General features: G+C 60.6%; 9 protein-coding genes. 1 reads left to right on the plus strand and 8 read right to left on the minus strand.

Features of this window, described 5'->3' with window-relative positions:
• Positions 1-37: 37 nt before the first annotated feature.
• Positions 38-1,057 carry an arginine/ornithine succinyltransferase subunit alpha gene (gene aruF / locus ACA046_RS24845; protein ID WP_076015017.1) on the minus strand — a complete coding sequence of 340 codons (1,020 nt, stop codon included), beginning with the start codon at positions 1,055-1,057 and terminating at the stop codon, positions 38-40.
• A gap of 225 nt (positions 1,058-1,282) precedes the next feature.
• A complete protein-coding gene (locus tag ACA046_RS24850; RefSeq protein WP_459023109.1) occupies positions 1,283-2,503 on the minus strand; it encodes an aspartate aminotransferase family protein in 1,221 nt (406 codons plus the stop codon).
• Between the two features lie 278 nt (positions 2,504-2,781).
• Here ACA046_RS24850 and ACA046_RS24855 point away from each other — a divergent pair, with 278 nt between their 5' ends.
• Positions 2,782-7,761, plus strand: coding sequence for a dermonecrotic toxin domain-containing protein (locus tag ACA046_RS24855; protein WP_497675166.1), 4,980 nt, complete (start codon positions 2,782-2,784; stop codon positions 7,759-7,761).
• Between the two features lie 3 nt (positions 7,762-7,764).
• On the opposite strand, the gene ACA046_RS24860 is transcribed toward ACA046_RS24855, so the two are convergent.
• The 6 genes from ACA046_RS24860 to ACA046_RS24885 form a co-directional block, all read right to left on the minus strand.
• Positions 7,765-8,745: a GlxA family transcriptional regulator gene (locus ACA046_RS24860; RefSeq protein ID WP_003214334.1), complete on the minus strand. Its 981-nt coding sequence runs from the start codon at positions 8,743-8,745 to the stop codon at positions 7,765-7,767.
• 213 nt (positions 8,746-8,958) lie between these two features.
• The gene (locus ACA046_RS24865; protein WP_003214336.1) at positions 8,959-9,723 is read right to left on the minus strand and encodes an ABC transporter ATP-binding protein; all 765 of its coding nucleotides are present in this window, start codon (positions 9,721-9,723) and stop codon (positions 8,959-8,961) included.
• 27 nt (positions 9,724-9,750) lie between these two features.
• Complete coding sequence (locus ACA046_RS24870; protein WP_497675167.1) at positions 9,751-10,863, minus strand: M14 family metallopeptidase; 1,113 nt, start codon at positions 10,861-10,863, stop codon at positions 9,751-9,753.
• 1 nt (position 10,864) lies between these two features.
• The gene (locus tag ACA046_RS24875; protein WP_010165618.1) at positions 10,865-11,563 is read right to left on the minus strand and encodes an ABC transporter permease; all 699 of its coding nucleotides are present in this window, start codon (positions 11,561-11,563) and stop codon (positions 10,865-10,867) included.
• Positions 11,560-12,249, minus strand: a complete 690-nt coding sequence (locus ACA046_RS24880; RefSeq protein ID WP_459023118.1) for an ABC transporter permease — start codon at positions 12,247-12,249, stop codon at positions 11,560-11,562. The genes ACA046_RS24875 and ACA046_RS24880 overlap by 4 nt, the downstream gene beginning before the upstream one ends.
• A 91-nt stretch (positions 12,250-12,340) precedes the next feature.
• Complete coding sequence (locus ACA046_RS24885) at positions 12,341-13,126, minus strand: ABC transporter substrate-binding protein (protein ID WP_017475899.1); 786 nt, start codon at positions 13,124-13,126, stop codon at positions 12,341-12,343.
• Positions 13,127-13,557: the final 431 nt, after the last annotated feature.

The following is a 13,557-nucleotide window of genomic DNA, read 5'->3' on the forward strand; positions in this document are numbered from 1 at the left end:
AACGGGCCGCCTTGCAGGCCACCCGCGAAACTCATTCTTAAACCGCTACCAGTCGAACGCTGGCACCCTCGCCGACGCCCAGGGCTTCGGCGGTTTCCAGGTCCAGGGTCACTGGCTTGCCCGGTGCGTAGTCCAGTTCCAGCATCACCGCGCGGTAATCCTGCAACTGGCCGTTGCTGACCAGGTACTGACGGCCGACACCCTTGGCCATCTCACCGATCTTCACCGGCACCACACGGCTCTGGGCGATCGAGCGAATGCCCGAGACCCGCGCATGCAGGGTTGGCCCGCCGTCGAAAATGTCGATGTAATGGTCGGTCTCGAAGCCTTCGCGCATCAGAATGTCGAAGGTGATCTGCGCCCGTGGGTGCACCTGGCCCATAGCTTCCTGGGCGGCGTCCGGCAACAGCGGCACGTAGATCGGGTAATGCGGCATCAGTTCGGCCAGGAAGGTCCGGCTCTTCAACCCGCACAGGCGCTCGGCAGCGGCGTAGTTGAGGTCGAAGAAGTTGCGGCCGATGGCGTCCCAGAACGGCGAATCACCGTTCTCGTCGCTGTAGCCCACAATCTCGGTGACCACCGAATCCGCGAAGCGCTCCGGGTGGCCGGCCACGAACAGCAGGCGGCCCCGGGAGTTGAGTTCCGACCACGGCGAACCCACCAGCTCCGGCACCACGTAGAAACTGGTCAGCAGGCTATTGCCGGTGAGGTCATGGCACTGCGAGAGCACGTGGATCTTGTTGTGGATCTTCAGCTCGCGGGAAGCATGCACGAAGGTTTCGTTGCGGAAGCTGTAGAACGGTTCCGAGTAGCCCGCCGAAGCGACGATGGCTGAGCAGCCCGCCAGCTTGCCGGCGTCGGTGTCTTCAAGGACGAAGAAATAGCTTTCTTCGCCGTTGAAGCTGACCTCGGCGGCGAAGGACGCTTCGCTCGCGGCGATCTTGTCGCTCAGGCGTTCGACATCATCCGGCAACGAGGTGACACCAATCGGGCTGTCCGCAGCCAGACGCTGTACCTCGCCCAGATCAGCCATTTGCGCGGGGCGCATCACCAGCATGGTGTCACTCCTTAACTCGAAAACTCATAGGGGGAAATGCCGGACAGATTTTGAATCAACACAGACCCAATGTGGGAGCGGGCTTGCTCGCGAATGCGGTGTGTCAGTCAATGCATCTGGCGACTGAACCACCGCTTTCGCGAGCAAGCCCGCTCCCACATTTGATCCGGTCCGGCATACAAAATTTGTATTGGGTACCCGAATCGCCGGGCACCCAACGGTCTATCAGGCTTGCGTCAGCTTTTTAACAGCACGTTCGAAGCGGTCCAGGCCTTCCTGGATATCGGCATCTTCCACCACCAGGCTCGGGGCGAAGCGCACCACATCCGGGCCGGCTTGCAGGATCATCAGGCCTTCACGCTCGGCGGCGTTGAAGATGTCCTTGGCCTTGCCTTTCCAGGCATCGCTCAGCACGCAACCGAGCAACAGGCCCAGGCCACGCACTTCGGTGAAGATGCCGTATTGCTGGCCAATCTTCTCCAGACGGGAAACGAACAGGTCGTGCTTGGCGTTAACGCCAGCCAGCACTTGCGGGGTGTTGATCACGTCGATCACCGCTTCCGCCACCGCGCACGCCAGCGGGTTGCCGCCGTAGGTGGTGCCGTGGGTGCCGACCACCAGGTGCTTGGCCAGGTCTTCGCGAGTCAGCATGGCGGCAATCGGGAAACCGCCGCCCAGGCTCTTGGCGCTGGTGAGGATGTCCGGTACTACGCCGTAATGCTGATAGGCAAACAGCTCGCCGCTGCGGCCCATGCCGGTTTGCACTTCGTCGAACACCAGCAGCGCGTTGTTCGCGTCGCACAGGTCGCGGGCGCCTTGCAGGTACGAAAGCTCAGCCGGCAGCACGCCGCCTTCGCCCTGGATCGGCTCCAGCACCACGGCGCAGGTTTTGTCCGAGACGGCGGCTTTCAGCGCTTCCAGGTCGTTATACGGCACGTGGGTGATGCCGACGATTTTCGGACCGAAGCCGTCGGAATACTTCGACTGGCCACCCACGTTCACGGTGAACAGGGTGCGGCCGTGGAAGCTGTTCAGCGCGGCGATGATTTCGTATTTCTCGGTGCCAAAGCGGTCGAATGCGACGCGACGGGCCAGCTTGAAGGCGGCCTCGTTGGCTTCGGCGCCGGAGTTGCAGAAGAACACACGCTCGGCAAACGTGGCGTCGATCAGCTTATGGGCCAGGCGCAGGGCCGGCTCATTGGTGAAGACGTTGGACACGTGCCACAGCTTGTTGGCCTGTTCGGTCAATGCACCGACCAGCGCCGGGTGGGCGTGGCCCAATACGTTGACCGCGATGCCGCCGGCAAAGTCGATCAGCTCTCGGCCCGCCTGGTCCCACACGCGGGAACCTGCGCCACGCACGGGGATGAAAGCGGCAGGTGCGTAGTTGGGAACCATGACCTGGTCGAAATCGGCACGTTGCACCGGGGCTTGCTCAACGGACATCGGAGTCTCCTGAAGAGGAACGCCTGCCTGAAACTGGCGGGCGATACAGGGATTGTAAGGACAGTTTTCAGCGCGGCCTTGCCGCCAAGCGACAACTTCTTATAGCGCCAACCCGCGATTTTCGCGGGTTTACGCCAATGCGACAATTAGCATCGCAATGGCGCAGTTTAAACCGCCCGGGCCGGTTGTGGGCGGTTGGTGAGGCACAACTATGTAATGCCGTCGCCGATTGCCGTTTTGGTCTGCTGTTGATCTCATCCGCGCACAGGAACAGCGCCATGCCTGAAATCGACGAGCAACACCTCGCGCAACACCCCGACAGTCATTATCAACCGCTGGCCAAGGCCGTACCTGACTGGCTGACCGGCGCTTCAGCCGAGCGACGCACCCAGCTCAAACGCACCTCGCCTCGCGCGTTGGCGTGGCACAAAACCGCGACCCGCGAGCAGCACCGCCAATTGCGCCTGCGCAACGCCAGCCACTGGACCGCACAAAACCGGGTAGACCAGCGCCTCGAGCAGTTGCAAGACGCCCAAGCCTTCGCCGCCCTCTTGCTGGCCGACGCATTGAAAACCCGGTTCGGCCTGACACTGGACGTGCGCACCACGTTTTTGCGCCTGTACATCCCTGCCACTATTCCCTGGTTTACCGTAAAGAGCGGCGCCGCGCGCACCTGGACCGTCTCGTTGCTGGACGCCGCGCTGCACAACTTCGAGGCCGACGAGACCCAGCCTGACGCATTCGAAGCGGCCAGCGAATTCATCACCCAACCCGATGCACGTGGCCATTTCCAGCCCTTGCCCGAGATCAAGCGCGGCCTGTCGATCCCGGCGTTCACTCAACTGTGCAGAACCCTGGATATCGGTGCGCAGTACAAAACCTATCTGGAAGAGAACCTGGGCATCACCAATGGCCTGGTGGCAACGGTTCTGCAACACGAGGTCAAGGCCAGCGAGCGTGCGGCGCTGGAGGTCGCACTGCAACTGGCAAACATGAACGGCGACCTGGAGGACGACATGTACCAGGCGCTGCAAGGTTTACTGGATGGTCGACCAGCACGTATCTCGGGCAAGCCCGTGCGTTGCCATGACCTGCACATGATGTCGGCCCGGCTGACCGGGATCGTGCTGTTCGCCCCGGACCTGGAGCGCGAGCATGGCGCAGTACCCGTAGTGGCCTATGTTCCGGACGACCCGGAGCACCCCATCAAGCAATACACCTCGCCCGCCGCGTTCACCGCAGAACTGACCCGGCAACTGCGCGACGCTAACTATCAACGTTTTTTCAGTCGATTCGTCGCCCACCAAGACCGTGGCTTTTTCTTCTCCAGCCTCAACAACCGCCTGGGGCAGATCACCTGGCACCCACACAACCCCACCGACCCGCAACCCACCTGGCGCGAAACCCCACGGGAACGCCTCAACCTGCAACTGGGCGCGCCGGCGATCCCCGGCGATTGGCTGACCCACCTCTACCAGCAAAAGCTCAACAAAATCCTCAACGACGCCCAAGTCATCTCCGTTTCCACCGCCAAGGTCGACCAGAAGGCACGCTGGGCCCTGTGGGATTCATTCCAGCAAATTGCCACGTCGCTGCTCAACATCGCCGCGCTGGTGATTGCCCCGTTCGTGCCCGTGCTGGGCGAAGTCATGCTGGCCTACATGGCCTATCAACTGCTGGATGAAACCTTCGAAGGCATCGTCGACTGGGCCGAGGGCCAAACCACCGAAGCTTTCGAGCACCTGATGGGCACGGTCGAAGCCTTGGTGCAGTTGGGCACCTTCGGCGCTGGCGGGGCGATTGTTGCGGGCGAGTTTCGCGCACTGCTGCCGCAACGCACGGTCGCCTTTATCGATAGCTTCAAACCGGTCAAGGTCCCCAACGGCAAAACCCTGTACTGGAAACCTGACCTCGCCCCCTATGCACGTAAAGTCGCCTTACCAGAAGGTTCTACCCCCAACGCACAAGGCATCCACCAACACCTGGACCAGGCGGTGATCAGCCTGGACGACACCCCCTACGTGCTGAATAAAACACCCGACCGTGATGGCTTCTTGCTGGCGCACCCCGAACGTCCCGACGCCTATCAACCCAAAGCCTGGCACAACGGCACGGGTGCCTGGCAAACCGAGCTGGATCAACCGCTGTATTGGGACAGGGCCACCCTGCTGCGCCGGTTGGGGCATCGTGCGAAAACCTTCAGCGCCCAGGAGCTGGAGCAGATTCGCAGCGTGAGCAACACCCCTGAAAACGTGCTTCGCCAGATGCATGTCCAGCGTGAACCGATGCCCGTGCTGCTGGAGGACACCCTCAAGCGCTTCAAGATCGAGCAAGACATTTCGGCCTTTATCGAGCAAATGAGCAGCGACGATCCTGCGGTGTACCGCCAGGCCTCGCCACTGACTCAACTGCAGTTACTCTGCGACAACGGCACCTGGCCTGAGACCAAGGCCCTGCAGGTAGTGGATGGCACAGGCCAGACGCTTTGGCAGTACGCATCCCGCGACGGCGTTGCGCGGGTGCGGATCAACCAGGTGCAACTCAACAGCGGCGACCTGCTTAAAACCGTTCTTTTGGGACTCGATGAGTCCGAAATCAAAACCCTGCTGAGTGAAGAATTCGGCCTGCCGGCCCGCAGGATTGATGTGCGTACGCGCGCGCTGAGGAACAAAATCGCGCAGGCCGCCGAGAGGCAAAAATCCAAGCTGTTCGAGTCCCGCTACAAAGGTGCGAACCAACCTGTGCACGGGGCAGCGCAACAACTGATGGACAGTCGACCCGGTCTTCCAGCCTCGGCTGCCGACGTAGTGCTGGAGCAAGCCAGCGACCTGGAGCGGGCAGAACTGGGCAGCGGAAAAGTCCCCAAGCGTCTGGACCAACTGGCCAATTGGGCACGCCAGGAAACCCGCTTGAACCGCGCCTATGAAGGTTTGTACCTGAAAGCCCCCGCCAACCTGGACACCCACACCCTGGCCCTGCACTCGTTGCCGGAGCTGCCCAGCTGGTCCGGCACCGTGCGCCTGGAAGTACGTGAACATACGCTCGAGGGCACCTTGCGCGACAGCATCGGCCAGGCAGCCGCAGCGGAACGCAAAGTGCTGGTACACGAGGAAGGCGAGTACCAGGTCTATGACGACGAGGGCCTGCACCTGCAAGGCAAGACCGACTTTTACAATGCGGTGCTACAGGCCTTGCCCGACAGCGAGCGCAATGCATTGAACCTTCATATTCGCCAAGGCCCCCAACTGCGTCAGGCGATTGCCGCAACGCCATTGCCCCGCGACCGGCTGCGCCCCATTCTCGAACGCCAGCCCGTGCGGCCACCCGCCTCCGGTAAAATCCCGAGACTGCCTGGGGGCATGGACGGCTATGCCCTCCCACCGGGCCCCATACCGACACCGGGCGCACCGCTGTCGCTCATCCAGCGCGCAGAAGCGCTGTACCCTGGCCACAGCCCCGCGCAAAACCGCGCACTGATCCACCGCCTCAATCGCCTCCCCGGCGGCGCGTTGCCCCAGTTGCAGCTTTTGCAACTCGAATATGCTCGATTGTTCCAGGACCTGGCGATTTGGCGCGCCGAAATCCCCACTACTTACCCCGGAACTCAAGCCCGCCTCGGCGCTGCTGAATACGCCTACGAAGGAGAAAAACGCCTACAACTCGCCGATCAAATCAGGCGCTGCTGGCGCCGGGAAACCGAATCAACCCTGGACAATAATGACGAACATCTCAGCTATAGCCTGGTGTACGAGGAACCGATCTTGGGCGAACTGCCCACACTGACGGCCAATTTCGATCACGTCTCGACACTTGGCCTGATGGGCGCTGAGAACACCTCAGGAGCCCTGGGGTTTATTCAACGCTTTCGCAATCTGCACACCCTGGAATTACGCGGCATGCCGCTGGGCGTTTTCCCCGAAGGTTTGGAGACGATGCCCAATCTCACCGAACTGGTGCTCGACAGCTGCGACATCCAATTGACTGAGCAGAGCCTGGCAAGGTTGTCATCGATGTCGCGCCTGGAATCCCTCGACATGCTCAACAACCCGCTGGGCAAAACACCCAGTGTCGAAGCGATGCCCAACCTCAGGTCCCTGGACCTGTCCTCCACCGAAATTGACCAGGTCCCGCCCGGCCTGCTCACACGCCCCAAGCTTAAGAGCGCGATCCTCAATAACAACCGCATCACCGAGCTGCCCGACGCCATGTTTGAACTGCCGGATACGATCAGTGACGGAATAAACCTGGCAGACAACCCCTTCCCCGACCCAGTCATTGACCGCATCAAAAGCCACTTCCACCGTACCGGGGAACGCTGGAAAACCACCGCCCCCCAGGCCGATATCGACCACCTTAAAGCGCTGTACCCCACGTTCGACACTGATGAATGCAATCTGTATATCTTCGGCATGCCCGGTAATCTGGAAGCCGGTCGACTGGAACTGGCGCGCCTGGGCAGCGAATACGAAAAGCTGGAAGCGGATCTGCAAGCGTGGCAAATCGACGTCCCCACCCACCACCCGACGCTGAACACGGAACTTATTCCCATGGTGCGCGCCCATGAGCAAGTCAAACGCCAAGCGTTCAAGGAACTGATGGAAGCGTGCTGGCGCCGCGAAACTGCAACCGACGACGCCGACGACGGCCCCACCATCACTCACGAACTGCTCTACGGCACCCGTCTCCTGGGAGACTTACCTACCGTGACCGCCAATTTCGAGCATGTGACACTGCTGACGCTGCACGGGGGGTCGGGCACCACGGGCCTCGGTAATTTCCTGAACAGTTTCCCAAGACTCAGAAGCCTCTCGGTCCATGGGTATCGGTTACAGAGCATCCCCGCAGAAGTATTCCGGATGGCCCGGCTGCACGAACTGGTGTTGCCTAATTGTACTATCCAGCTGAACGCCGCTACTGCCGACGCGTTGGCAGAGATGCATCAACTGACCTATCTGGACTTGAGCGATAACCTGTTGGACATCACTCCCAGGCTGGGCAACATGCAGCAACTGGAGCACCTGGACTTGCAATCGACCGGCATCAGGGTGGTACCGCAAGGGCTGTTTTCATTACGGCGAATCGTATCCGCCGACCTTAGGGACAATGCGATCCGCCATATCGATAGCAGCATCCTGGAAGTGCCCATCGATAATTTCAATGCAATGCTGTGGGAGGGCAATCCGCTGTCCAGGGCGAGCCTCGCCACCCTGAGCCGTTACGCACGGCGCCACCGCATGGACGTTTCACTCGAGGAATGACACCTAGCCGCGCTCGGACGGCACCGACGACAACTCGAACGGGCTGCTGCTGCGCCGCTGGTTGCGATCTTCACGCGGGGTGGCGCCGAAGAAGTTGCGGTAGGCGCTGGAGAAGTGCGGCCCCGAGGAGAAGCCGCACGACAGGCCGATCTGGATGATCGACTTGCTGGTTTGCATGAGCATCTGGCGGGCCTTGTTCAGGCGCAGTTCCAGGTAGTACTGGCTGGGGACGCGATTGAGGTATTGCTTGAAGATGCGCTCGAGCTGTCGTCGGGACACGCACACATGCTGGGCGATTTCGTCGGTGGTCAGCGGCTCTTCGATGTTGGCTTCCATCAGCAACACCGCCTGGGTCAGCTTTGGATGGCTGGAGCCCAGGCGGTTTTGCAGCGGGATGCGCTGGCGCTCGCCGCCTTCGCGGATGCGCTCTACCACCAGTTCTTCCGAGACTGCGCCGGCCAGTTCAGCGCCGTGATCACGGGCCAGCACCGCCAGCAGCAGGTCGAGTACCGACATGCCACCGCAGGCGGTCAGGCGGTCACGGTCCCAGTCGAACAGATGGCTGGTGGCGATGACCTTGGGGAAACGCTCGGCGAAATCGTCCTGCCAGCGCCAGTGCACGGCGGCGCGATAACCGTCGAGCAAACCGAGTTGAGCCAGCGGATACACACCGGCCGACAACCCGCCGATCACACACCCGGCGCGCACCAGTTGCTTGAGGGCGGTGCTGAGCTGGGAAGCGATGACGGTCGGTGGTTCATCCGCCAGCAGGAACAACTTTTGAAAGCCTTCCAGCTTGCCAGCCCAGGGTTCACCCGGCAGTTGCCAGGCACCGTCGATTGGCGGCTCGGCCTGCAAAAACGAGAGTTCGTACACCACGTCCGGATGCACCCGCTGAGCAACGCGCAAGGCCTCCTCAGCCAGCGCAAGCGTCAGTGCTTTAGTGCTGGGCCAAATCAGGAAACCTATTCGATGGGCAGTCATGGAGTGCTATCCGAAGCGAAAAACAAATAAAAAGGCATGGGCAATGCTAGCCCGGAAGTGAACACAAGTCTCAAAAACGATGTAGATCCGCTTTGCTGTAGGAGCAAGCTTGCTCGCGAAGCTCGTTAACGATAACGCTGGTAACCTGACACCCAGCGGCGCTCTCGAGTTTTTCGCGAGCAAGCTCGCTCCTACAGGGTGCAGCGGTATCAGTTACTTCAAGCTGCCGGAAAGAAACTGCTGCAAACGCTCGGACTGTGGGTTAACCAGCACTTCGCGCGGGTTGCCACGTTCTTCAACGATGCCTTTGTGCAGGAATACCAACTGGTTGGAGACTTCACGGGCAAAGCCCATTTCGTGGGTCACCACCACCATGGTCCGGCCTTCCTGGGCCAGGTCCTGCATTACCTTGAGCACTTCGCCCACCAGCTCCGGGTCGAGGGCCGAGGTGGGTTCGTCGAACAGCATCACCTCAGGCTCCATCGCCAGGGCCCGGGCAATCGCCACGCGCTGCTGTTCACCGCCGGACATGTGGCCAGGGAACGCATCCTTACGATGGCCCACACCCACTTTAGCCAGGTAGTGCTCGGCCTTTTCCCGGGCGTCTTTTTTCGACATGCCCAAGACGTGCACCGGCGCTTCCATGACGTTTTCCAGCGCGGTCATGTGGGACCACAGGTTGAAGTGCTGGAACACCATCGACAGTCGCGAACGCATGCGTTGCAGCTGTTTCGGGTCCGCGGCCTTCATGGCGCCGTCTTTGTTGGCCACCAGTTTCAGCTCTTCGTTATTGAGCAGAATCTTGCCGGCGTGAGGTTGCTCCAGCAGGTTGATGCAGCGCAAAAAGGTACTTTTGCCCGAGCCACTGGACCCGATGATGCTGATCACATCACCGGCCGCGGCGGCCAGGGACACACCTTTGAGCACTTCATGACTGCCATAGCGTTTATGCAGGTCTTGGACTTCAAGTTTGTACATGCGGTCGGTTCTCACAAAAACAGTTGGTCAGTCGTTGAGCAAGCGCCCGTGCCGCAGCGCTTCGCGCCCCGCCACCTTGGCCAGCCAGAAACCCGCTTGGGCATAACGTAGCCGTTCAACGGCAAACAACACCCCAGGCGTGCCCGCGCAAACAATGCTCACGCGGTCGGACAAGGGATCGATCACTTCAAATATCGGGTCGCCGGCTTGCACCACATCCCCGGCTTTACGCAGGTAGCTGATCACGCCGGCGTGGGGCGCGAACAGCAACTCGGTGCCTTCGAAGGGCAGGCCTTCGCAGGCTTCGTGCTGCGGCGCGGGCCATTCACCACGAATCAGGCCTTGCTCGGCAAGGAACGCCAGGATGCCTTCGGCGTGGAAAATCGCCTCATCACGGCCAGTATCCGCCTGGCCGCCCAACTCCAATGTCGTCGCCAGGCACGCCAGGGGAATCTGCGCCTCGGGGAATGCCCGGGACAGACGCAACCACGGCAGCGAACAGGCTTCGTCAAACGAGCTGCCACCGGAATCTTCCGCCAGCAGGCCGACCTTCACATTCAAGTGCGCCGACAGCGAACGCCACTGCGGCCAGTGCTGCGGCAACGCGTACATGTGCAGCGCGGCTTCGGCGTCGCAATGCAGATCGAGGACCACGTCGGCGGTGCAGGCATGGCTCAGCAAGACCCGCTGCATGCCTTGCAGCTGACTGCTCGGCGCCGGCAAGGCGTTGAGCGCATCGGTCATGGCCTGGCGAATCATGCGCACGTTGGCATGGGGATCATCCCCAAGCTTGTCTTTGAGCAACTCGGTGACCGGCTCGCTCAACTCAACGAAGTCGCGGTTGAAATTCTTGCCGCTGCCGATCTCGAAACGGCCCTGGTGACTGCCTTGCAGCAGTTGCCCCAGGCCCATCGGATTGGCAACGGGAACCAGCTCGATCACGCCATTGAGGGCGCCTTGCTGTTCCAGTTCGGCCAGGCGCTTCTTCAGCTCCCAGGCGGCCCGCATGCCGGGCAATTCATCGGCGTGCAGGCTGGCCTGGATATAGGCCTTGCGCTCGCCGCTGCCGAAACGGAACACCGTCAGTTGGCGTTCGCAGCCCAGGTGACCCCAGGGCAACAGGTGATCGATACGTTCCATATCAATGCTTCCGTGGAGCCAGGTAGCTCAGCCAGCGGCCTTCGGCCAACTTGAACAGGCGCACCAGGATGAAGGTCAGGCACAGGTAGAACGCACCCGCAGTGATATAGGCTTCGAACGGCAGGTAGTACTGGGCGTTCACCGTGCGCGCGGCACCGGTGATGTCGATCAGGGTAACAATGGAGGCCAGGCTCGTGGTCTGGAGCATCATGATCACTTCGTTGCTGTATTGCGGCAGCGCCCGGCGCAGGGCCGATGGCAGCAGGATCCGGCGATACAGCTTGTAGCGCGACATGCCCATGGCCTTGGCCGCTTCGATCTCGCCATGGGGCGTGGCCTTGAGGCTACCGGCGATGATTTCGGCGGTGTAGGCGCTGGTGTTCACGGCAAACGCCAGGCACGCACAGAAGGTCGCACTGGACAGCAGCGGCCACAGGAAGCTTTCACGCACCGCTTCGAACTGGGCCAGGCCGTAGTAGATCAAAAACAGCTGCACCAGCATCGGCGTGCCGCGAATCACGTAGGTGTAGAGCCAGGCAACGCCGTTGACAATCGGCTGCTTGGACACGCGCATCAGGCCCAGGGGCAAGGCCGCGAGCAAACCGAAGAACAGCGAAATGGCCAGCAGTTTCAGGGTGGTCAGCAAGCCGCCGAGGTACAGCGGCATGGCCTCCCAGATGACGTTGTAGTCGAAGATCATAGATCAGCCGCCTTTACGCCTACCGAGTAGCGCTTCTCAAGATGACGCAGGGCCAGCAACGACACGCTGGTGATCACCAGGTACATCGCCGCCACTGCGAGGAAGAAGGTAAAAGGTTCGCGGGTGGCGTCTGCCGCCTGCTTGGCCTTGAACATCATGTCTTGCAGGCCCACCACCGAAATCAGTGCGGTGGCCTTGGTCAGTACCAACCAGTTGTTGGTAAACCCGGGGATCGCCAGCCGAATCATCTGCGGCACCATCACCCGGAAAAACACCTGGAACGGGCTCATGCCATAAGCCAGGCCGGCTTCGGCCTGCCCCTTGGGAATGGCCATGAAGGCGCCACGGAAGGTTTCCGAAAGGTAGGCGCCAAAGATGAAACCCAGGGTGCCGATACCGGCGGCCAAGGGGTTCAAGTCAATATAGTCGTCGTAGCCCAGCACGGGCGCGACGCGGTTAAGCAGGTCCTGACCGCCGTAGAAAATCAGCAGGATCAGCACCAGGTCGGGGATCCCGCGGATCACCGTGGAGTACAGATCGCCCAGCCAGGCCAACCAGCGCACCGGCGAGAGGCGCAACGCGACCCCGATCAGCCCCAGAACAATGGCCAAGGCCATGGACGACAAGGCGAGCTGAAGCGTCAACCATGCGCCATCGAGGATGACAGCCCCGTAGCCTTTCAACATGATTCAGGTCCTCGAAAAGGGGGATGAAAAAATGGCGCAAACTTCAGAGACCCTGTTGCTTGCGCCATTCTGGACAGACAGCTACGACGGTTTACTTGGCTTCTGGGCCGTAAATGTCGAAGTTGAAGTACTTGTCCTGGATTGCCTTGTACTTGCCGTTGGCACGGATCGCGGCGATTGCAGCGTTGATGCGGTCCAGGTTTTCCTTGTCGCCTTTACGTACCGCGATGCCGATACCGTCGCCGAAGTACTTGGCGTCGGTGAAGGCCGGGCCGGTGAACGCATAGCCTTTACCGGCTGGCGTGTCGAGGAAGCCTTCCTGCAACAGGGTGGCGTCGGCCACGGTGCCATCAAGGCGACCGGCTTCTACGTCCAGGTAGATTTCGTTCTGCGAGCTGTAAGGAACAATGGTGGCGCCTTTGGGAGCCAGCACTTCCTTGGCGAAACGGTCGTGGATCGAACCGCGCTGCACGCCGATTTTCTTGCCTTTCAATTCATCCAGGCTGTCGCTGACGGCAGTGCCTTCCTTCAACACCAGGCGAGCTGGGGTCAGGTAGTAGCGGTTGGTGAAGTCCACGGACTTCTTGCGGTCTTCAGTGATGGACATCGAGGACAGGATGGCGTCGATCTTGCGCACTTTCAGCGCCGGGATCAGGCCGTCGAATTCCTGCTCGACCCACGTGCACTTGACCTGCATCTGCTCGCACAGGGCGTTGCCGATGTCGTAGTCAAAACCGACGATGCTGCCGTCCGGTGCCTTGGAGGCAAACGGAGGGTAAGCCGCTTCAATACCAATCTTCAGTGGCTTGCCTTCGGCGAAAGCCTGCATGGACAGCACGGACAGCGCCAGGGCGCCCAACAGCACGAGTTTCTTCATCTTGGGACTCCATCGGTATAGGGCAAAACAGCAGTATGAGCCAGGGCCCACGATGCGACTGAGTGAAACCGAATAGCGGTGCTGCGTCCTGCGCCAGTTCCACATCGGCGACGACGAGCGAGTGATCGGCATTCTAACGACAGGCCGGAAGCCGATATTTCCTCAATGCGACAACAATTTACAGAAGCACCGAGAAAGCGGTTCCAGCACATTGACAGCCTCTGGATTTTATGCAGAGGCAAAAGATATTAAACCTGTTAACGCTGCAAATTGCGGGCCTATTATTCGCAAACCCTTCTAGCACGGCAAGTGTAGCGTTTGATCTAATTTTTCAGGGCGTCTAAAACGCGGGTTTTCGGGGCACGGACGTAGCACTTTGCCTCATGTTTGGGCGTGGGGTTACACATTTACGGCGCACGGTAACATTCAGA

It is taken from the genome of Pseudomonas sp. LBUM1641, from assembly GCF_059716235.1.

Bases quoted from the DNA above. Each gene is read 5' to 3' on its own strand.
- ACA046_RS24875 (WP_010165618.1), bottom strand. From the start codon at position 11,563: ATGATCTTCGACTACAACGTCATCTGGGAGGCCATGCCGCTGTACCTC.
- ACA046_RS24865 (WP_003214336.1), bottom strand. From the start codon at position 9,723: ATGTACAAACTTGAAGTCCAAGACCTGCATAAACGCTATGGCAGTCAT.
- ACA046_RS24855 (WP_497675166.1), top strand. From the start codon at position 2,782: ATGCCTGAAATCGACGAGCAACACCTCGCGCAACACCCCGACAGTCAT.
- aruF (WP_076015017.1), bottom strand. From the start codon at position 1,057: ATGCTGGTGATGCGCCCCGCGCAAATGGCTGATCTGGGCGAGGTACAG.
- ACA046_RS24885 (WP_017475899.1), bottom strand. From the start codon at position 13,126: ATGAAGAAACTCGTGCTGTTGGGCGCCCTGGCGCTGTCCGTGCTGTCC.
- ACA046_RS24850 (WP_459023109.1), bottom strand. From the start codon at position 2,503: ATGTCCGTTGAGCAAGCCCCGGTGCAACGTGCCGATTTCGACCAGGTC.
- ACA046_RS24860 (WP_003214334.1), bottom strand. From the start codon at position 8,745: ATGACTGCCCATCGAATAGGTTTCCTGATTTGGCCCAGCACTAAAGCA.
- ACA046_RS24880 (WP_459023118.1), bottom strand. From the start codon at position 12,249: ATGTTGAAAGGCTACGGGGCTGTCATCCTCGATGGCGCATGGTTGACG.
- ACA046_RS24870 (WP_497675167.1), bottom strand. From the start codon at position 10,863: ATGGAACGTATCGATCACCTGTTGCCCTGGGGTCACCTGGGCTGCGAA.